The organism is Streptomyces sp. NPDC027185 (assembly GCF_055567035.1).
Window position 1 is genome coordinate 602,125 of record NZ_JBVHRF010000003.1, and the last position, 19,430, is coordinate 621,554.

Sequence of the window (19,430 nt, forward strand, 5' to 3'; positions counted from 1 at the left end):
ACTCCGTTCTCCGGATCCGACGGGAACGGCACGTGGACAAGGCCGGCATTCCGGTGGACGCGACCGGCGTTCCGGCAGGATCGGCACTCCGGCAGGGGGCACGGTGAGGGGCGGTGCACGGTGAGCGTGACGCGGTGCGGGGCGGACGCGGAAGCAGGGGCGGGCGCGGGGGTCGGGCGCGAGCGGCCGGGGGCCGCCGTCGCCGCCCTGACCGCCGCCGTTCTGGGCTTCTTCGTGATCACACTCGACGTCTCCGGCGTCAATATCGCGCTGCCCGCCATGGGCGACGACCTCGGCGGCTCGATGTCCGGCCTCCAGTGGGTCGCCGACAGCTACACCCTGATGTTCGCGGCGCTGATGCTCTCCGCCGGCGCACTCTCCGACACGGTGGGCGCGCGGCGCGCGTACGGCTGGGGGCTCGGCGTCTTCGTCCTCGCCTCGCTGGTCTGCGGGGCGGCGCCGACGCTCGGGACGCTGATCGCGGCGCGCGTGGTGCAGGGCTGCGCGGCCTCCGTGATGCTGCCCGCCTCACTCGCGCTGATCCGTCAGGCCCTCCCCGACCCGGCCGCGCGGGCGCGGGGCATCGCCCTGTGGACGGTCGGCGGCGCGGTGGCCGTCGCCGCGGGTCCCGTCCTCGGCGGACTGCTCACCACGGCGTGGAGCTGGCGAGGTGTGTTCCTCCTCAACGTGCCTGCCGGGGCGGCCGGTCTGCTGATCCTGCTGCGGGCCGCGCGCTCCCCGCGCCACCGCGCCGCGTTCGACCTGCCGGGGCAACTGACGGCGGTACTGACACCGGCCGCGCTCACCTTCGCCGTGATCGAGGGCGGGCACCACGGACCCACCGGGACCGTCCTCGCCGCGGCCGGGATCGCGGTGGCGGCCGGGGCCGGATTCGTGGCCGTCGAGGCGAGGCGGCGTGCGCCGATGCTGCCGCTGGAGCTGTTCCGGCGGCGCGGTGTCACCGTGCCGGTCGCGACGGGCTTCGCCTGCAACGCGGCCTTCTACGGCGGGGTGTTCGTCCTCAGCCTCTTCTTCCAGGAACAGCGGGGTCGGTCGGCGCTCTCGGCCGGGCTGATGTTCGTCCCCATGGCGGTGGCCACCGCCCCCGTCAACTACCTCTCACCGCGGGCGGTTTCCCGCTTCGGCGCGCGGGCGGTGATCGTCGCGGGTCTGCTGACCGTCGCGCTGGGCTGCGGCGCGCTCCTCACCGTCGCCGCCGGCACGCCCCTGTGGGCGATATCCCTGGTGATGATCCCCCTGGGCGTCGGCGGCGCCCTCGCCATGCCGGCGCTGACCTCCCTGATGCTCGACAGCGTCACCGCCGAGCGGGCCGGTACGGCGGCGGCGCTGCTCAACACCGGCCGCCAGACGGGCGGAGCGCTCAGCATCGCCGTCTTCGGCACGCTCCTCACGGGACACTTCGCGTCCGGGATGCGGGTGAGCCTGCTGCTCGCCGCCGGCCTCATCGTGCTCACGGCGTCGGCCGCGGCGGCGCTGCTGCCGCGGCGTTGAGGACGCGGGCGGCGACCGCGGTGCGCTCGGAGAGTGAGGGGCACCCCGGCCCCCGCTCGGCACGAGGGACACCACCGCGGCCGCCCCGAAGGGCCAGCCGTCCGGCACCCGCCGGGCGTTCGGGAGCTGTGCGAAGGTGTCCAGGGGGCTGAGCGGACGCCGGGCGCCGCGTTACGGTGCTGCCGGGACGTTCCGGGAGGGGAGATTCGGGGATGCTGGATCAGGCGCTGGGGGCGGTGGCCGCTGCGGGCGGCGCCGCGGTGGTGCAGGCCGCGGGCACGGACGTGTGGGCCGGGCTGCGGCAGGCGGTGGCACGCTGGTTCGGCCGGGGTGACGAGCGGCGGGAGCGGGCGGAGCTGGAGCGTCTGGACCGGGCCGCGGACGACCTCGAAGCGGCCGAAGGGGCGGCGGCGGAGCGGATGCGTCTTCGTCAGGAGGCGGCATGGCAGGCCCGGATCGAGGCCCTGCTGGAGAGCCTGGACGCGTCGGAGCGCGGCCGGGCCGCCGAGGAGCTGAGCGCCCTTCTGGCCCGGCACACCGTTCATGGCGGGGCGTCGGCGGGTGACGGGGGACAAGCCGTCGCGGGTGACGTACGCATCGAGGCCGCCCACGGTTCCGCGGCCGCCTGGAGCATGGGGAACGTGTCCCTGGGAAACCCTCCCCAGCCGGGTCCGCGACAGGGCTGAGCGGTCCCGGAGCCCTTTCCCCCGCTCCCGGCCGACCCGCCGGTGTCCACGCCGACCGCGGCGGCCTCGCGGTCGGCTCCGCCACGCACGTCCACCACTTCGCCGCGCCCCGTACGGCGGTGGCCTGGCCGCACCAGGTCGGTGTGATTCCCTCCCGGGCACTGTCCTTCCAGCACCGGGCCGAGGCCGATCACCTCCGAACCGTGGTCGAAGGCGGGGGCACCGCGGTGCTGAGCCAGGTGCTGAGCGGGACCGGCGGCGTGGGCAAGACCCAACTGGCCGCCGACCACGCCCGCAGCGCCTGGGAGAACGGCACGGTGGACGTCCTGGTGTGGGTGACCGCCGGCAGCCGCCAGGCGATCATGGCCGGGTATGCGCAGGCCGCCGTGGAGCTGCTGGGCGCGGACCCCGGCACCCCGGAGCAGGCCGCGCGAGCCTTCCTGGCCTGGCTGGAGCCCAAGGGCGGCCGGCGGCGATGCCGGTGGCTGGTGGTCCTGGACGATCTGGTGGACCCGGCCGATCTGCGCGGGCTGTGGCCCCCGGACCGGTACGGCCGCACGCTGGTGACCACCCGCCGCCGCGAAGCCGCGGTGACCGGGGAGGGCCGACGCCTCGTCCACGTAGGCATGTTCACACCGCGGGAGGCCGCCGCGTACCTCGCGACCGCCCTCGCCGCACACGGCCGCCACGACCCGGCCGAGGAGATCGCCGCCCTCGCCACCGACCTGGGGTATCTGCCGCTGGCCCTCGCACAAGCCGCTGCCTACCTCATCGACACCGCCCTCAGCTGCGCCGACTACCGGCGCCTGCTGGGCGACCGGGTCGGAAGGCTGGCCGATCTGCTTCCCGAGCCCGGTGCGCTCCCCGACGGCCAGGCCACCCCCGTGGCCGCCACCTGGTCGCTGTCCGTCGAACGCGCCGACCAGCTCCGCCCCGCCGGCCTGGCCCGCCCCATGCTGCAACTGGCCGCCGTACTCGACCCCAACGGCACCCCCGGTACCGTCCTGACCGGCGCACCCGCCCTGGCGCACCTCAGCGCCCACCGCGGCCGGGGCCCGGCCCCGGCGACCGTCGCGGACGCGGTGGGCGCGCTGCGGGCCCTGCACCGCCTCAGCCTGATCGACCACACGCCCGACGACCCGTACTCGACCGTCCGCGTCCACCAGCTCATCCAACGCGCCACCTGCGACGGCCTCGCACCCGCCCGGCGCGACGCGCTCGCCCGCACCGCCGCGGACGCCCTGACCGCCGCCTGGCCCGCGGTGGAACGCGACACCGAACTCGCCCAGGCCCTGCGCGCCAACACCGACGCCCTGGACCGTCACGCGGCGGACGCCCTGCACCGGCCGAACCTCCACCCCGTGCTGTACCGGGCCGGTACGAGCGCCGGCGACTCCGGTCAGGTCGCCGCCGCCTTCGCACACTTCCACCACCTGACCGCGGCAGCGGCGCGCCGCCTGGGGCCCGACCACCTCGACGCGCTCACCTGCCGCGCCCACCTCGCGCACTGGCAAGGAGAGGCCGGCAACGTGGCCGGTGCCGCCGCCGCGGTCGAAGAGCTGCTGGACGACATGGTGCGGGTGCTGGGCCCCGGCCACCCCCACACCCTCGCCACCCGTGGCGGCGCCGCCCACTGGCGGGGCAGGAGCGGGGACGCGGCCGGTGCCGCCGCCGCGTTCACCGAACTGCTCCACGACCGCGAGCGGGTGCTGGGCCCCGACCACCCCCATACGCTCATGATCCGGAACAGCGCCGCCCACTGGCGGGGGGAGGCCGGCGATGTGGCCGGAGCCGGCGGCGCCCTGGCCGAACTGCTCGACGACGCGGTACGGGTACTGGGCCCCGACCACCCGCAGACGCGCGCCATCCGCGTCGACGCCGCCCGGTGGCGGGGTGAGGCCGGGGACATCGCCGGAGCCGGCTCCGCGTTCGCCGTCTGGCTCGACGACGCGCTCCGGGTATGGGGCCCCGACCACCCCAACACCCTCACCGCCCGCGCCAACGACGCCCATTGGCGGGGCAAGGCCGGAGACGCCGCCGAAGCCGCCACGGCCCTGGCCGACCTGCTCGACGACATGCTGCGCGTGCTCGGCCCCGACCACCCCGAAACCCTCAACACCCGCGCCGGCCTCGCCCACTGGCGAGGTGAGGCCGGGGACGCCGCCGGAGCCGCCGCGGCCCTGGCCGATCTGCTGGACGACATGCTGCGCGTGCTGGGGCCCGACCACCCCGACACGCTCAACACCCGTAGCGGCGCCGCCCGGTGGCGGGGCGAGGCCGGGGACGTGGCCGGAGCCGCCACCGCCTTCGCCGACCTGCTCGACGACCGCGAGCGGGTGTCGGGCCCCGGCCATCCCCACACCCTCGCCGCCCGGGAGGACCTCTCCCACTGGCGCGGCAGAGCCGGCAACCGTGAGCAGGCTGCCGGCACCTGAGCCTTTCCGGTGTCCGGCGGCCCCTCGCCGCCGGGCGCCCCGGGCCCGCAGACATCGCCGACCCCGCCCCCGGCAAGGGCTTGGCCCGGGGCACGGACGGGCAGGCCGGACGGTCGTACCGGGTGGCTCACCGGAGGCCCGGCCGGTGAGCGGCCGGGAGGCGCGCACGGTCCGCCGGTGGGCGGCGCCCCGGCCGTCAGGCCCGGCCCCGTTACCGGATAACCGGTGTCCGCCGGCCTCCTGAGGGCGCAGGATGAGCGGCATGATGTCTGCCACCCCCGTCCTGCACACCTCCCGCCTGCGGCTGCGCCCCTTCACCGACGCCGACGCGGACGCCCTCTTCGCGCTGCACAGCAGCGCCTCCGTGATGCGCTACTGGGATTCCCCCGCGTGGAGTGAGCGGGCCCGCGCCACGCGCTTCCTCGCGCGATGCCGGGAGATGGCGGACGACGGCACCGGGGTACGCGTGGCCGTCGACCGCGCCGCCGACGGTGCCTTCGTCGGCTGGTGCGGTCTGACCGGATGGGACCCCGACCACCGCAGCGCGTCGCTGGGCTACTGCTTCGGCGAGGCGATGTGGGGCCGCGGCTACGCGACGGAGAGCGCCCACGCCGTGCTGCGATGGGCGTTCGGCACCCCGGACCTGAACCGGGTCCAGGCCGAGACCGATACGCGCAACCTGGCATCCGCCCGGGTCCTGGAGAAGATCGGTTTCGTACGGGAAGGGACGCTGCGGGAGGAGTGCGTCGTCAACGGTGAGGTGTCCGACACCTGGGTCTTCGGCCTGCTCAGGCGGGAGTGGCGGCCGACACCTCCCCCGGTTGCGGCCCGGTGAGCGCGCGTCGATCCCGGCCGCCCTCCGCCGGCGCGCCGACCCGGAACCGGCCGACACCGACCGCGGCCAACCCGAGCCCGTTCAACGCCGACTGCAGCTACGGGTAAGGCCGTACGTTCGCCACCTGGCGCGGCGGCAGGGAGAACTTCCACCGCGACATCCACGGCTCGACGGTCCGTACCCACCGCACGCGCGCCTGGGCGCAGGCCGAGAGCTACGGGCTCTTCGGGGAGCCCGGCGGGGACGCCGCGGCCCCCCGGGCTGCTGCTGCCGGCCGCACCGGCAGCACGACGACGGGCACGGCCACGATCACGGTGACGGCCACCACCGCGACCCCGACGGGCACGACCACGACCGGTGCGCGCACCACGGGCCCTGCGACTGCGGGCGCTCCCGGCTCCCCGCGCCGCGTGCCACGCTTCGGCCACCGCGGTGAGCAGGCCCTCGGAGACACCCTCAACCTCCGGGCCCGCCGCCACCACACCGGCCTCGGCCGCTACACCTCCCGCACCCCGGTCACCACCGAGAAGGCCGGACCGGGCGGCGCCGAGAACCCGTACACCTACACCCGCAACGACCCGCTGAACCGCACCGACCCGCGCGGGCTGCTCCCCTGCCCCGGTGCGGCGCTCCAGACGCGCGCCTGAGCGGTGCGGTCCGGCGGCACTGCGGCCCGTGACCGCACGAACAGGAAGGCCACCCCGGTCCTGCCGGCGTTTCCGCGACCGTGAGCCGGGGGGCGGTGCCGTTCAGGGGTTTATTCGGCGGGAAACCGGTTCGGGGAGAGTGCGTGGCGGGGTACCCCGGAACGCGTCTACGCAGTACCGGCCTGACGGCTTGTCATGCCGGTGCTCCCGTGTGCGCGCACCGGGGCTCCTCGCGGCCCGTCCGTCGCGCTCCGCGTGCCGCAGGACTGGCATCTGGGCGCCGGTATCGACCTCGGCGGCCGGCGGGCCGTGCGGACGCACCGCTGAGGACGTCCGACGGCTGGGACGGGAGCCTGCGCCACATCCTGCGCGGCGGCGACAACGGGTCCATCAACCGTTCCCTGTTCGTCCTGCCCGCCCCGCACACCCGGGAGCGCGGTCCGACCGGGACGGCCGGACCGTCACCCCGCCCATTCGGTAGCCGCTTCAGGAATGTCAAGCGGTTTATTTCCGCCGAAAGTGTCCGGAGGGGCTCCGCCGGACACTTGACGTGCATCAGTAATGCATTCACGATCGGTGCCATGAATGAAGGCAAGGTGCGCTCCCGGAGCAAAAGAGTGGAATCCGCCCGGATAAGGGAAGGCAGTCAACTCGTACTGTCACCCCATTTCGACGATGCTGCTTTATCTGCCGCGGTGCAGGCGTTCCGTCCCGGCAGCACAGTGGTGACCGTCTTCGGCGGAGCACCTTCCGAAGGCCAGGGAGAAACAGTCTGGGACGCGTTGACCTGCGCTAAATCGGCTGCGTCACGCCATGAGGAAAGACTGGTCGAGGATGCGGAGGCGATGAACGCTATCGGCTGTTCCGTTCGGCATCTGGACGAGCCGGAAGCGCAATACCGTGCGGGGTCCGAAGTGGATATCGGCCGCCTTGCGGTTCTTATCTCGCCGTGGGTGAACAGTGCGTCGGAGGTGTGGGCGCCGGCGGCCATCGGTGGACACGCCGATCACATCGCGGTCCGGAAAGCTACGCTCGCAGCGTGCCGCGCCGCGGGAGACCACGCTCCCGAACTGTACTTTTACGCCGATCTCCCGTACTCCCTGGCGTACGGCTGGCCCAGCTGGGTAACGGGAGAGCCTTGTCCTGAATACCTCGATGTCGATTTCTGGCTCAATTCCGAAATGATCTCCCAGGGAATTGACGGGATGTGCGCCGAGCGGAAAGTTTTCCCCCTGGACGAGGACAGTCAGGAGCGTAAGCGAAGCGCCGTTCTCTCGTACAGGAGTCAGCTCCCCGCGCTCGGTCTGAGGGCGACGGACAGGGAGCGCTGGGACCAGATACTGGGGTACGAAGTCGCTTGGCGCGTACAGCTCTAGATACGGGCGGATGAACTCTGCCCGATGACCGGGCTCCTCTCGATTGCCGAGGACAAGTGGTGAAAAAGGTTCTCCTGAGCGTAACCATCATGGCGCACCCGGCCCGTTCCGCGATGGCGGGCGAGCTGGCGGGCTTGTTCGGCGGCGAAGCCGAGGTGGTCATGGATCCGGACCCCGGCGGGATACCCAGCCCGCTGCGTACCAGCGTCGAAGCGTGGGCGGCGTACGGCAAAGGCGCAACGCATCATCTCGTACTCCAGGATGACATCGCGCCCTCACCCGATCTGCTGTCCGTCGCGCGCCGGGCAGCCGCGGAATTTCCTCGATCGGCCGTGGCTTTCTATACGAATTGGGATGCACCCGACGGTGCGGCGGTCCGGTTGGGTGCGCTGGCCGGTGCCGGGTGGGTCTCGGCAATAGATGACATCTATACGCCGACCCTGGCTCTGATGCTGCCGGTGGACCACGCGGCCCAATTCTCCGAAGAGGCACGTCCCCTTGTGCCCACGCGGCGTGAGGACGATGCGGTGATGCTCGACTACCTGCAACGGCATCAAGTTCCCGTCCTGCTGGCGATTCCCAACCTGATCGAACACGAGGGAAGGAAAAGCATCGCCGGGAACTCCGCCGAGAGATGGCGGTCTGCGTGCAGGCACGGCAACTCCGATCGCCCAGGTCCGGGATTTCTCAGCGGTTTGACGGCCGTTCCATACTATCGGGAAGGCGCGGCCTACATTCTCCTGCCGGAAAACGAATCCGGCCGCCAAGTCTGGCGACGGAATCCTTGGCGGGGCGCGGAAGGTGTATTCGGTGTGGACGCCGAACAGGTTGATTCCGGCTGGGACGAGTGGTCCAGGTACGATCCCGCGGCGCGGCATGCCGAGAGCCTGATCGACCCGTCCGCGGTACGCGAACTGTGGAATGCGGCATATCTACTCGGGGTCGCCGGTGCACGATTGCGCACCCGTGACTGGACTCCGGTGGAATATATCCGTTCGGCGGCATTGAGCACCCTTGGAGTGGGCGGACTCATTCCGGTGGCGAAATGGCAGACACTTCAGGAAGCCCGCCCTCTGCTGCACCACTTGGCGATGGCTGGAGCGGACCACGGGGCGCTGACTGCGGCTGCTTCACCGGCGCGGTAGCGGTTCGGTATGCCCGCTGGTCAGGTCAGAAGATCGTGCATTCCTGGTCTGCCGTCCCCGGAGGGGGCGCTCCCGCAGACCGCGGTGCAGTCCAGGGAGAAAGCGTGCAGATGAAGGTGAGTGACGTCATTCCGTCATGCAGCTGGAGGAAAAACCCACGTTTCTGCTTACCGGACCTGAATTACCAGGTACCGGACGGCAGCCATGCAGCCGAGACCGTCATCGACGAGGTGTCCGACGGCGGGAGGGCACCAGCGGCGAAGGCATTGCCACCCGGACCCCACCGGTCCCCGGTGGCCCGCCCGCTCACCCCCGGGATCGGGGGCGCCGCATGCCGGCACTGATCAGGGCGGAGGGACTGACCAAGTACTACCGGCGCCCGCGTCGCCACGACGGCGTGCTGGGCGGTCTGCGCACCCTGCTCACCCGGCAGTACGACGAGGTCCGGGCCGTCGACGGCATCGACTTCACCGTGTCGGACGGCGAACTCGTCGGATATCTGGGGCCCAACGGCGCGGGGAAGAGCACGACCATCAAGATGATGACCGGGGTGCTCGTCCCCACCGGCGGTCTGCTCGAGGTCGGCGGCGTCGCCCCTTGGCGGGACCGGGAGAAGAACGCGATGCGCATCGGAGTCGTGTTCGGCCAGCGCAGCCAGCTCTGGTGGGACCTGCCGCTGAGGGACTCCTTCACCCTGCTGGGAAAGATGTACCGCATGTCCGCGGCGGCCTACCGCCGCAGGCTGGACGGGTTCATCGACCTGCTCGATCTGGGCCCGTTCCTCGACCGGCCGGTCCGCCAGCTGAGCCTCGGCCAGCGCATGCGCGGCGACCTGGCCGCCGCCATGCTCCACGAACCGCCCCTCCTCTACCTGGACGAACCGACCATCGGACTGGACGCCGTGGCACGGGAGCGGATGCGCGACTTCATCGCCGCAACGAACCGGGAGACGGGCACCACCATCGTGCTCACCACCCACGACCTCGTCGACGTGGAGGCCCTGTGCACCCGCGTCGTCTTCATCGACCAGGGGCGGATCCTCTACGACGGCAGCGTCGCGGATCTGAAGGCCGCGTACGCGCCGTACCGCACGCTGGTCGTGCAGCTCGCCCCGGGCCTTTCCGCGGCCCGGGGCGCCGAACTGCTCGGGCCCGGCTTCCCCGGCGACGTGATCACCGACGGGGAACCGACGCTGAGAATACGTTTCGAAGCGCACCGGATCTCGGCCCAGGAGATCATCGCGGCGGTGACCGGCCGCTGCCCCGTGACCGACCTCTCGATCGCGGAACCCGAGCTTGAGGACGTCATGCGCACCCTGTACGGCAACCGCACGGCCGCCGTATGAACGCCGACCGGGCCACGTGCTTCACCGGCCCCTTCCGTAACATGCCCGTCTACCTGCAGATCGTTCGTGGCAGGCTGCGCATAGCGGTGACCTACCGTCAGAACGCGCTCTTCATGCTGGCCGTGGTCATCGTCCAGATCTTCATCCTCCGCAAGGTCTGGACCGCCTTGTACGGCACGGCGGGAGTGGTCAACGGGGTCGCGCTGGCGGACGTGCTGGTGTACCTGACGATCGCCAACCTCCAGAACTGGGCGATGCAGGACCACGCCGTCGGGTCCCACCTGTACGCGCTGGTCAGGGAAGGACGCATCGTCTTCGACATCCTGCGGCCCGCCGGCTTCGTTCCGCAGATGCTGGCCCACCTGGTGGGGGGAGCCCTGGCCATGGTGCTGTTCGCGACAGCGGCGCTGCCCCTCGTCGCGCTCGTCGGGACGCTCGGGCCGCCCGCCTCACCGGCGGCCTTCGGCTACTGGCTGATCAGCCTGTTGTGCGCGTTCGGCATCTCCGTGCTGCTCAACCTGATCGTCGGTCTCAGCGCCTTCTGGACGACCGAGATCGGTGCCTTCAGCATGCTTGTCACCCTCGTCAGCCAGTTCCTGGCCGGCGCGCTCATCCCGCTGTACTTCTTCCCGGACGCGCTGCGGGCGGTCGCCGAACTCCTGCCCTTCCAGGCGACCACGTTCACCCCCGTCGCCATCTACGGAGGGCAACTGGCGGGCGGCGGAGCGGTCCGGGCGATCGGTGTCCAGCTGCTGTGGGTCGTCCTGCTGGCGGGGGTCGCCCGGCTGATCTGGTCACGGGCGCTGCACCGTGTCGTGGTTCAGGGAGGATGATGGCTGTGCGAAGCATGCGCATCACCTTCGCGCTCTACCGGGCGGCGATACGGGGCGAGATGCAGTACCGGCTGAACTTCGTCATGCTGTGCGCGCTGGGCCTGGTGTACCAGGGCAGCGGCATCGCTTTCGTGTGGGTCGTGCTGCGGACCTTCGACACCATCGCCGGCTGGAACTTCGGCGAGCTGGCCTTCCTCTACTCGCTGCGCCTGATGGCGCACGCCGTGTGGGTCGTCCCCTTCCACCAGCTCGAATTCATGGACACCACGATCCGCGAGGGCCGCTTCGACCGTTACCTGGTGCGGCCGCTCAATCCGTTCCTCCAGATCATCACCAGCCGGTTCCAGATGAACGTGATCGGCGACGTGACGGCAGCGGCCGTCCTGTTCACGATCGCCGTGAACCTGGTCGACATCGACTTCTCCCCGCTCAGCGTCGTGTACCTGGTGCTCGCGGTCATCGGGGGCGCGCTCGCCGAGGGAGCGGCCGCGGTCGTCGTCTCGTCGCTGAGCTTCCGCTTCGTGCAGACCTGGGCGGCCGGCCAACTCATCGACAACATCTACCTCATGTTCGGCTCCTACCCGACGCGCGTCTTCGGCGGTGTCCTCACGTGGGGGCTGACCTGGGTACTCCCCGTGGCCGTCGTGGCGTACATCCCGTCGAGCGTTCTCCTGGGCAAGGCCGACACCCTGCACATCCCGGCACCGTTGGCCGTCGCCGCGCCGCTCATCGGCGTGCTGTGGTTCGCCGCCGCGTACAAGTGGTGGCGTCGGCAGATGCGCGGCTACCAGAGCGTCGGTGCCTGAGCGGGGAGCCGGCAGGAGGGGGCGGGGCCCGTCGCGGACGACGTCGCTGCCGGGCTCCGCGTCCCCCGTGGGCGACCTTCGGCACAAGCCGCGCCGGGCCCCCGGGGCAGGGCGCCCGGCGCGGCCGGAGAAGGGACGCTTTCCCGCCGTCCACACGCGGCCTGCTGTCACACGGAGGCGTCAGTGCTCCGCGTTGTCGAGCCTGTCGGCGAGCTGTTGCCAGGCGGCCGCGCATTCCCGTGCGGCGTCGGCCACGCCCTTGACGCAGTGGCGCGGAATGGCCTCAATTATCTTGTCCCAGGTATCAGCGTTGATCGCGTTCAGGCTCAGGCTCCGGAGCAGAAATCTTCCCGCCTCCGTCGACCGTATGGAGGGATCGCTTTTGAGCTGAACCCACGTCGTGCCCCCTCCCGCCGCCGGAACCGATGAGATGGTCTTGGCCAGGGGGCGGGAGAACCTTTCCCGGATTCCGGCTCTTTCCAGAGAATCGGCGCCCGCGGACACCGCCTCCAGCAGCGGGTTCTGTCCCTTCTGCAGGCTGTTACGCACTTTCCTGGCGGTGTTGGGGGAGATGCCTGCGGCTTTCGCGATTTCGCGCAGTGAAGCGTCCGGGTGGGCGATGATGGTCTGGCTCGCCCGCAGCCGCCCGTCGTTGATGTTCACCGGGCGACACTTCCCATCCTTGCCTATTCTGTGCTTCCGCTTCTCGGGTTCGCCCGATGTTTGGCTGCGGAGCTTGGCGACTGTTTTGTCGGACAGGTTGGCCACCTCGGCGATGGCCCGGTTCGACCACTCCGGGTGCATTCTGATTATTTGTGAGGCGGCGAGGCGCCGGTCCGCCAACTGCAGAGGTAATCCATGCGTGGTGTTCATCTTTATTGCCAATAAATATGCTTCGTCGTGGCTTCCTTCGAAAAGCCGGGCCTGGATTCTCTGCATCCCTTTCAGGATGGCCACCTGGACCCGGTGCATTCCGTCGATCACGCGCATGGAGGAGTGGTGCACCAGGATCGGGGGGAGCGTGGCGTCCGTCTCCTTGAGGATATGGACGTGGGATGAGGAGATGCCTTTTGAGCGAGGCGATTCGGCGAGGACCAGCTCGGCGACCGGAAGCTCCACCACGGGCGCATCCCCATCGGCCGAAAATCGCCGCAACATGATTTCGGTATCGTGCCCGTTAGGTCCGGTTTCACGCATATCCATGACGTAACTCCCTCTAGGGCGTCCGCCGGTGACCATCACCGCAAATCCGTGTGCTTTTCTTTCGGTGTATCATGCACGCGAGTTGGATCTATGGGAAGGTGTCGTCCGTACTTCCGGTCACCCTCCTTCCGCTTGCCATATTTTTGCGGTCCGGTGCCGGGCGTGTATACCCCGGAAGACACATCTGCCTGGTACGCGGCGCGCTCTTCGCGGTCCGGTCCGGGACTCGGCGGCCCCCGCTCCCCGCGTACCGCTCGCCGGGCGGCGTGGAGGGGGCTCGCAGGAGACGCCGCGGGCGTCCAGCGCGGTGAGAACACGCCCGGAACGGGCAATTCCCTCACAACCCTCTTGAAACTGTCCGAAGTGCTGGGGCCGGCCGTGCAAGCGCGGAAAATCCGCAGCTGCACATGCCACGCTGGTATGTCGGAACCCCGGCTGACCAGGCCCCTTCCCGTCCAGCCCGGCGGCCTGCGGAGCGCGGCCGCCGCTCGCGGAGGATCTTTGAGCGGGCTCGCCCGGGGCGCGACGAGGCCACGTCGGCGGGCGAGGTGGAAGCGCCGGGGACCCGGGCCGGCATCCCGGGCCGATACCGAGGAGACAGCCGCACCGGGACGGACGTCCGCTCTGGACGGCTCCGCAGCCCATCCGGGATGATCCACGGCAGCGTCCCGTACCGGACCGCCGTGACGAACACGGCAACCGGTGCCGACCCCTTCTCCCATTACGGGAAGACGTAGGAACTTGCCGTCTCCGGTGACGTTCCGCAGGGTTTGTACGGTGAAGACCGGGGGGAAATGTGCCGTCGCCACCGGCCGTTTTCCGAAAACGATACGGATGGTCGGACAGTGGCCGGCGGAAGGCGGCGGCGGTGACGGCGGGTGTTCCTTCTCCGTGGCAGCGCGCACCGGACTCACCGGCCCGGCTCATGTCCCGCACGTGTTCCTCGGGGTGCGCCATCGCCTTCCTTTTGTGAGCGCCGGGTATCTAGGCTTGAGGGTGAAACGCTGAAAAGAGAGGGGACTGGAGTGGAATCCACTGCGAAACCGTCCACATCGGCGATCAAGTTACAGCCGCACGAAGCTGAAGAGCTGTGGTCCGCCATCGGAAAGATGGTGGGCAACAGGGACCTGGAAACCTTGACCCCGGACGAATTCGTCGATCTGGCGCTTGCCGCGAATTCGCTCCTGCCGGCCTTTTTGCGCCGCCACGTCACCGAATACCGGCGTTACGCACCGGCGGGCGACGTGATCCTCCTGCGCGGACTTCTGCCGGACAGCGCGGAGCTTCCCGCCACGGCACCGGCCCCGTACGCGCCGCCGCCCCCCGGCCCCGCCCAGCGGGCCTCGCTGCTGCTCGCCTCCGTCACGGTCATGCTCGGGGAGCCCTTCAACTACGCGAGCCTTTACCACGGCCGCATCGTCCAGAACATGGTGCCGGTGCGGAAGATGGAATTCACCCAGACCAGCCAGAGCAGCACCGGCATGCTCGACTGGCACTGCGAGGACAGTTTCCGCGAGGACCGCTGCGACTACGCCGGGCTGCTGTGCCTGCGGGGCGATCCCTCCGGCGCGTCCAAATACTCGCAGGCCAAGGACGTCGATCTCGCGCCCGAGCTCATCGCGGTGCTCCGCCAGCCGCGCTATCACGTCCGGCCGGACCCCGCGCACGTACTTCCGGACGATGTGCCGATGCGCCCCCTCGCGATCCTGTCGGGGTCACAGTCCTCACCGGAAATCGCCTACGACACGCACCACCTGGAACCCCTCGACAAGGCCGACACCGAGGCGGCGGACGCGTTGCGCGAACTCGGTGTGGCGCTGGACAAGGCCGCCATCTCCCACGTGATGGAGAAGGGCGATCTGCTGATCTTCGACAACAAGCGGGTCGTCCACGCCCGCACGCCGTTCACCGCGCGCTTCGACGGAACGGACCGCTGGCTGATGCGGACCATGATCTGCGGATCCGCCCTGACGTTCCGTCGCTGGGGCACGCGCGTACCGGAGTAGTCAGGCCAGAACAGCCGACGAGGGCACAGGAGGACACACACATGGCAGCGCTGCCCGGCACGGAGTCGACAGCAGACCTCAGCATCAACCACGCGACGGCACAGGAACACCGCTCGACGGCGGTGAACTCCTGGGACGAATTCAGCCCGCTGCGGGAAATCGTCGTCGGCGACGCCACCGGCGCGGGAGTCCCGTCACAGACCGATCTCTCGGCCTGGCTCAACGACTATCCCGAACTCACCCCGTCCGAACGGCAGCAGGTCGGCGGACAGTTCCCGAAACGGGTGATCGAGGAGACCAACGAGGACCTGGCCGATCTCGTCACGACACTGCGCGAGATGGGCGTGGTGGTGCACCAGCCGCCCGCCTCCGACCACGAGCAGGAGTTCGGTGGCCCCGGCTGGCGTACGCGGGGCCGTCACTCGTACTGCCCGCGGGATCTCGCCCTGGTCGTCGGATCGACGATCATCGAGACGCCGAGCCCGTCACGCGGCCGGTACTTCGAACTGTCGAACCTGCGGGAGCTGTTCCAGGACTACCTGGTGCGCGGCGCCCACTGGCTGGGCGCGCCGCGGCCGCAGCTGCGGGACGAGCTGTTCCTCACCGACAAGGAGGGCAACCCGACGCTGGGGGAGGCGGAGCCGGCGTTCGAGGCGGCGAACGTCCTGCGCCTGGGGCGTGACGTCTTCTACCAGGTCTCCCGCAGCGGCAACGAGATCGGTCTGCGCTGGTTGCAGTCGACGCTGGGGCTGCTCGGCGACATCCGGGTACATCCGCTCCGCGACCTGTACCAGGGCACGCACATCGACAGCACGATCTGCTTCCTGCGACCGGGACTGGTGCTGCTCAACCCCTCGCGGGTGACGCCGGACACCATCCCGGAGCCGCTGCGGGGATGGGACGTGCTCTGGTGCCCGCCGATCAACGAGCCCGTGGCGCCGCTGCTCCCGCGCACGCTCAGCACCCCCTGGGTGGGGATGAACCTGCTGATGGTCAGCCCGGAAATGGCCATCGTCGACCGCAACCAGCCGGAGCTGATCCGGCTGCTGGAGTCCAAGGGCATCACGGTCGTACCGCGCCGGCTGCGCCATTCACGGGTGCTCGGCGGCGGATTCCACTGCGTCACGCTGGACACGGTGCGCGAGGGCGGGCCCGAACGCTATCTGGACTGACCGGAGGAGTAGGTGATTTCAGTGACTGCTGGACCTTCGAACCGCCGGCCGCTGCTCAGCCTGGCGGACCTCGGCACGGAAGACATCACGGACCTCGGCGACATCGCCTTCCGCTACGGACGGACGCCGAACGCCTTCGCGGGCCGGCTGGCCCGGACGAGGGTGGGCCTGATGTTCACCGCGCCGTCCACCCGCACCCGGACCTCGTTCTGGAGCGCGGCGCTGACCCTGGGCTGCGATGTGCTGCACATGGGCCCGGCCGATCTGCAGATCTCCACGGGGGAGACGTGGGGCGACACCGGCGCGATGCTGGCCAACTACCTCGACGCCGTCGTCGCCCGGACCAACGGCCCGCAGCGCGACCTGGCCGAGCTGGCGGTGCACGTACCGGCGACGATCGACGCGCTGACCCACGAGGAGCACCCCACCCAGGCGATCGCTGACCTCTGCGCGCTGCGCGAGCACTTCGGCGACGTGGAGAACCTGCGTCTGGCCTACCTGGGCGAGGTGAACAACACGGCCCGGTCCCTGGCCATGCTCGTCTGCAAGCTGCCGTTCCGCGGCCTCGACGTGTACAGCCCGCACGGCTCGGGCTTCTCGGCGAAGGAGATCGAGTCGCTGAACGCCATGCGCGGCGAGGAGGTCGTGCGCCAGCACCACGACGTGCCTGCCGCGCCGGACCCGGTCGACGCGGTCTACACCACGCGGTGGCAGTCGATGAGCGCCGCCCGGCACGATGCGGACTGGCTGGCCCGTTTCGCGGACTTCGTCGTCACCAAGGACCTGATGCGGCGCTTCAGCGGACCGGCCGAGGCGGTGTTCCTGCACGATCTGCCCGCGGTCCGGGACCAGGAGGTGATGTCCGACGTCCTGGACGGCAACAGCGTGACGTCGCTCGTGCCGCGGCAGGCCCATCACAAGGCGTCGGCCGCCGCCGCGGCGCTGCTGTGGACGGCGGGCTTCTCGTCATGAGCACCGCGGAGCGGCTCGACTCCGGGGTGCGCAGCTACAGCCGACGGTGGCCGGTCGTCTTCGACCGGGCGGCGGGAAGCCGGCTCCACGGGGCGGACGGCAGGCCCTACCTGGATTTCTTCGCCGGGGCCGGCGCCCTCAACTACGGCCACAACAATCCCGTGCTCAAGCGGGCGCTCGTCGACTACCTGGAACACGACGGGGTCACCCACGCCCTGGACATGTGGACCGTGGCCCGCGGGGACCTGCTGGAGACGCTGGAGTCGAAGATCCTCGCTCCGCGCGGGCTGGACTACAAGGTCGTCTTCCCCGGCCCCGCCGGGACGAACGCGGTGGAGGCGGCGCTCAAACTGGCGCGGAAGGCCACCGGGCGGAAGGGGGTGGCCCACTTCGGCAACGCGTTCCACGGCATGACCCTCGGGGCCCTCTCGGTGAACGGCAACCCGGCGACCCGCCGCAGCGCCGGGACCGCGCTCGCGGACCGCGCGGAACTTCCCTACGACGACCACCACACCGACGCCGCGGACATCGAGCGCCAACTGGCGGCCTTGGCCGGCGGCCTCACCGGAACCGCCGCCGTCATCGTGGAGACCGTCCAGGGCGAAGGCGGAATCAACGTCGCCCGCGCCGAGTGGCTGCGGAACCTCGCCGCCGTGTGCCGGCGCCACGGCGTACTCCTCGTCGTCGACGACATCCAGATGGGCTGCGGTCGCGTCGGTTCCTTCTTCAGCTTCGAGGACGCCGGGATCGAGCCGGACATCGTCTGCCTGTCGAAGAGCATCAGCGGCTACGGGCTGCCGATGGCGCTCACCTTGATCCGGCCCGCGCTCGATGTGTGGGGGCCGGGGGAACACAACGGCACCTACCGAGGGTTCAGCCTGGCGTTCGTCACCGCCGCCGAGGCGATGCGCGCCTACTGGAGCGATGACCGGCTGGAGAAGTCCACCCGGGCCAAGGGAGAACGCGTCGCCGGAGGGCTGGAGCAGATCGTGGCCTCCTACCCCGGGGAGGGGCTGGCGGCCCGCGGGCGTGGCCTCGCCCTGGGCCTGCGGACCTCCTCGCAAGACCTGGCCGACCGGATCAGCGCGGCGGCGTTCGACCGCGGTCTTCTGGTGGAGACCTGCGGCCCGTCCGGTGAGGTCGTGAAACTCCTGCCGCCGCTCACCGTCTCCTCCGGCGACATCGACCACGCCCTGGAAATCCTCGACGCCTCCGTGAAGTCGGCTCTCGCCACACGCGTCTGAGCGGGCGGCGCGGCACCGGACGTGGCGCAGCGGCCCGCGCACGAAGCGCGGACCGCGACGCCGTAGACATCCCGAATTCAAGGAGAGAAGGGCCATGGCGCAACACGAGGGACGTGTAGTGGTCACGGGCGGCGGCGGCTTCCTGGGCTCGCATCTGTGCGAGCGGCTCCTACGCGAGGGCTGTGCGGTGGTGTGCGTCGACGACTTCAGCACCGGCGCCGTACGCAATGTCGAACCGCTGGCCCGCCACCGTGACTTCCAGCTGCTGGAGGCCGATGTGTCGGCCGGGCTGGAGATCGGGGGAGCGGTCGACGCGGTGCTCCACCTCGCGTCCCCCGCGTCCCCCGCCGCCTATCTGCGACGTCCGCTGGAGACGATGCGTGCCGGGTCCCTCGGTACCCAGCACGCCCTGGAACTGGCCTGCCGCAAGGGCGCGCGCTTCCTGCTCGCGTCCACCAGCGAGGTCTACGGCGACCCCCGGATCCACCCCCAGCCCGAAAGCTACTGGGGCCATGTGAACCCGGTGGGTCCGCGCGCCGTCTACGACGAGGCCAAGCGCTTCAGCGAGGCGCTGACCGTCGCCTATCGGGACGCGCGGGGGGTGGACGCCCGTATCGCCCGGATCTTCAACACGTTCGGGCCGCACATGCGCGCCGACGACGGCCGGATGATCCCCACCTTCATCCGCCAGGCCGTTGCCGGCGAGCCCTTGACGGTGACCGGCGACGGAACGCAGACCCGCTCCCTGTGTTACGTGAGCGACACCGTCGAAGGACTCCTCCGGCTCCTGCGGGCGCGCGACGAGAAGGGGCCGGTGAACATCGGCGGGACGGACGAGATGACGGTGCTCGCCATCGCCGAGATGATCCGCGGTCTCGTCGGCTCCTCCTCGGCCATCGCCTTCGTGGCCCGCCCGCAGGACGACCCGGCCGTACGGAAACCGGACATCAGCAAGGCCGAGCGGGCCCTCGGCTGGCGGTCGGTGGTTAGCCTGGAAGCCGGGATCAAGAAGACCATCGACTGGTTCCTGAAGGACAACCTCCTGAGCCCGCTCGGCCGTTGACCCCTCCCAGCGCCCCGATGGAGTGAGTACACCGTGACTTCGCAGCCAGTCGGCACCGACGCCGAGTCCGTGGTCGGGACGGGCGTTTCCCGCCGCGGCCACCGGGCCGGCGCGGCGCGGCTCCCGGCATCCCCGGCCCGCTCCTCACCG

16 protein-coding genes are annotated in these 19,430 nt (G+C 70.6%); 15 read left to right on the top strand and 1 reads right to left on the bottom strand.

What is annotated here, in order from left to right:
* The first annotated feature begins 120 nt into the window (after positions 1-120).
* The 10 genes from ACZ4M8_RS12785 (at position 121) to ACZ4M8_RS12830 (ending at position 11,620) form a co-directional block, all read left to right on the top strand.
* Entirely contained in the window at positions 121-1,512 is a 1,392-nt protein-coding gene (locus tag ACZ4M8_RS12785) for an MFS transporter (protein WP_467606218.1), read from the top strand.
* A 212-nt stretch (positions 1,513-1,724) separates the two neighbouring features.
* Positions 1,725-2,198 (top strand): hypothetical protein, encoded by a 474-nt coding sequence (locus ACZ4M8_RS12790; protein ID WP_467606220.1) that lies wholly within the window; start codon positions 1,725-1,727, stop codon positions 2,196-2,198.
* 143 nt (positions 2,199-2,341) lie between these two features.
* On the top strand, positions 2,342-4,633 hold the full coding sequence (gene fxsT, locus ACZ4M8_RS12795) for an FxSxx-COOH system tetratricopeptide repeat protein (protein WP_467606222.1): 2,292 nt from the start codon (positions 2,342-2,344) through the stop codon (positions 4,631-4,633).
* 262 nt (positions 4,634-4,895) lie between these two features.
* Positions 4,896-5,468, top strand: coding sequence for a GNAT family N-acetyltransferase (locus ACZ4M8_RS12800; protein ID WP_467606225.1), 573 nt, complete (start codon positions 4,896-4,898; stop codon positions 5,466-5,468).
* A gap of 410 nt (positions 5,469-5,878) precedes the next feature.
* Entirely contained in the window at positions 5,879-6,115 is a 237-nt protein-coding gene (locus tag ACZ4M8_RS12805) for an RHS repeat-associated core domain-containing protein (RefSeq protein ID WP_467606226.1), read from the top strand.
* Positions 6,116-6,696: 581 nt separating this feature from the next.
* The gene (locus ACZ4M8_RS12810) at positions 6,697-7,491 is read left to right on the top strand and encodes a PIG-L deacetylase family protein (protein ID WP_467606229.1); all 795 of its coding nucleotides are present in this window, start codon (positions 6,697-6,699) and stop codon (positions 7,489-7,491) included.
* A gap of 59 nt (positions 7,492-7,550) precedes the next feature.
* Entirely contained in the window at positions 7,551-8,636 is a 1,086-nt protein-coding gene (locus ACZ4M8_RS12815) for a hypothetical protein (protein ID WP_467606230.1), read from the top strand.
* A 331-nt stretch (positions 8,637-8,967) separates the two neighbouring features.
* A complete protein-coding gene (locus ACZ4M8_RS12820; protein ID WP_467606232.1) occupies positions 8,968-9,981 on the top strand; it encodes an ABC transporter ATP-binding protein in 1,014 nt (337 codons plus the stop codon).
* The gene (locus ACZ4M8_RS12825) at positions 9,978-10,814 is read left to right on the top strand and encodes an ABC transporter permease (protein ID WP_467606233.1); all 837 of its coding nucleotides are present in this window, start codon (positions 9,978-9,980) and stop codon (positions 10,812-10,814) included. The genes ACZ4M8_RS12820 and ACZ4M8_RS12825 overlap by 4 nt, the downstream gene beginning before the upstream one ends.
* Positions 10,814-11,620 carry an ABC transporter permease gene (locus ACZ4M8_RS12830; protein WP_467606235.1) on the top strand — a complete coding sequence of 269 codons (807 nt, stop codon included), beginning with the start codon at positions 10,814-10,816 and terminating at the stop codon, positions 11,618-11,620. Before ACZ4M8_RS12825 ends, ACZ4M8_RS12830 begins: the two co-directional genes overlap by 1 nt.
* Positions 11,621-11,800: 180 nt before the next feature.
* Here the strand turns inward: ACZ4M8_RS12830 and ACZ4M8_RS12835 are convergent, their stop codons facing one another.
* Positions 11,801-12,823: a ParB N-terminal domain-containing protein gene (locus ACZ4M8_RS12835; RefSeq protein ID WP_467606238.1), complete on the bottom strand. Its 1,023-nt coding sequence runs from the start codon at positions 12,821-12,823 to the stop codon at positions 11,801-11,803.
* 1,025 nt (positions 12,824-13,848) lie between these two features.
* Here ACZ4M8_RS12835 and ACZ4M8_RS12840 point away from each other — a divergent pair.
* The 5 genes from ACZ4M8_RS12840 to ACZ4M8_RS12860 all read left to right on the top strand — a co-directional run bounded on the left by ACZ4M8_RS12840 (position 13,849) and on the right by ACZ4M8_RS12860 (position 19,280).
* Positions 13,849-14,829: a TauD/TfdA family dioxygenase gene (locus ACZ4M8_RS12840; protein ID WP_467606241.1), complete on the top strand. Its 981-nt coding sequence runs from the start codon at positions 13,849-13,851 to the stop codon at positions 14,827-14,829.
* Positions 14,830-14,870: 41 nt separating this feature from the next.
* Positions 14,871-16,001: an inosamine-phosphate amidinotransferase 1 gene (locus tag ACZ4M8_RS12845; protein WP_467606243.1), complete on the top strand. Its 1,131-nt coding sequence runs from the start codon at positions 14,871-14,873 to the stop codon at positions 15,999-16,001.
* A gap of 21 nt (positions 16,002-16,022) precedes the next feature.
* A complete protein-coding gene (locus ACZ4M8_RS12850) occupies positions 16,023-16,973 on the top strand; it encodes an ornithine carbamoyltransferase (RefSeq protein ID WP_467606245.1) in 951 nt (316 codons plus the stop codon).
* Entirely contained in the window at positions 16,970-18,217 is a 1,248-nt protein-coding gene (gene ectB, locus ACZ4M8_RS12855; protein ID WP_467606247.1) for a diaminobutyrate--2-oxoglutarate transaminase, read from the top strand. Before ACZ4M8_RS12850 ends, ectB begins: the two co-directional genes overlap by 4 nt.
* A 94-nt stretch (positions 18,218-18,311) precedes the next feature.
* A complete protein-coding gene (locus ACZ4M8_RS12860; protein WP_467606249.1) occupies positions 18,312-19,280 on the top strand; it encodes an NAD-dependent epimerase/dehydratase family protein in 969 nt (322 codons plus the stop codon).
* Positions 19,281-19,430 lie beyond the last annotated feature (150 nt).

Bases quoted from the DNA above. Each gene is read 5' to 3' on its own strand.
- ACZ4M8_RS12790 (WP_467606220.1), top strand. From the start codon at position 1,725: ATGCTGGATCAGGCGCTGGGGGCGGTGGCCGCTGCGGGCGGCGCCGCG.
- ACZ4M8_RS12800 (WP_467606225.1), top strand. From the start codon at position 4,896: ATGATGTCTGCCACCCCCGTCCTGCACACCTCCCGCCTGCGGCTGCGC.
- ACZ4M8_RS12810 (WP_467606229.1), top strand. From the start codon at position 6,697: ATGAATGAAGGCAAGGTGCGCTCCCGGAGCAAAAGAGTGGAATCCGCC.
- ACZ4M8_RS12820 (WP_467606232.1), top strand. From the start codon at position 8,968: ATGCCGGCACTGATCAGGGCGGAGGGACTGACCAAGTACTACCGGCGC.
- ACZ4M8_RS12825 (WP_467606233.1), top strand. From the start codon at position 9,978: ATGAACGCCGACCGGGCCACGTGCTTCACCGGCCCCTTCCGTAACATG.
- ACZ4M8_RS12830 (WP_467606235.1), top strand. From the start codon at position 10,814: ATGGCTGTGCGAAGCATGCGCATCACCTTCGCGCTCTACCGGGCGGCG.
- ACZ4M8_RS12835 (WP_467606238.1), bottom strand. From the start codon at position 12,823: ATGGATATGCGTGAAACCGGACCTAACGGGCACGATACCGAAATCATG.
- ACZ4M8_RS12845 (WP_467606243.1), top strand. From the start codon at position 14,871: ATGGCAGCGCTGCCCGGCACGGAGTCGACAGCAGACCTCAGCATCAAC.
- ectB (WP_467606247.1), top strand. From the start codon at position 16,970: ATGAGCACCGCGGAGCGGCTCGACTCCGGGGTGCGCAGCTACAGCCGA.
- ACZ4M8_RS12860 (WP_467606249.1), top strand. From the start codon at position 18,312: ATGGCGCAACACGAGGGACGTGTAGTGGTCACGGGCGGCGGCGGCTTC.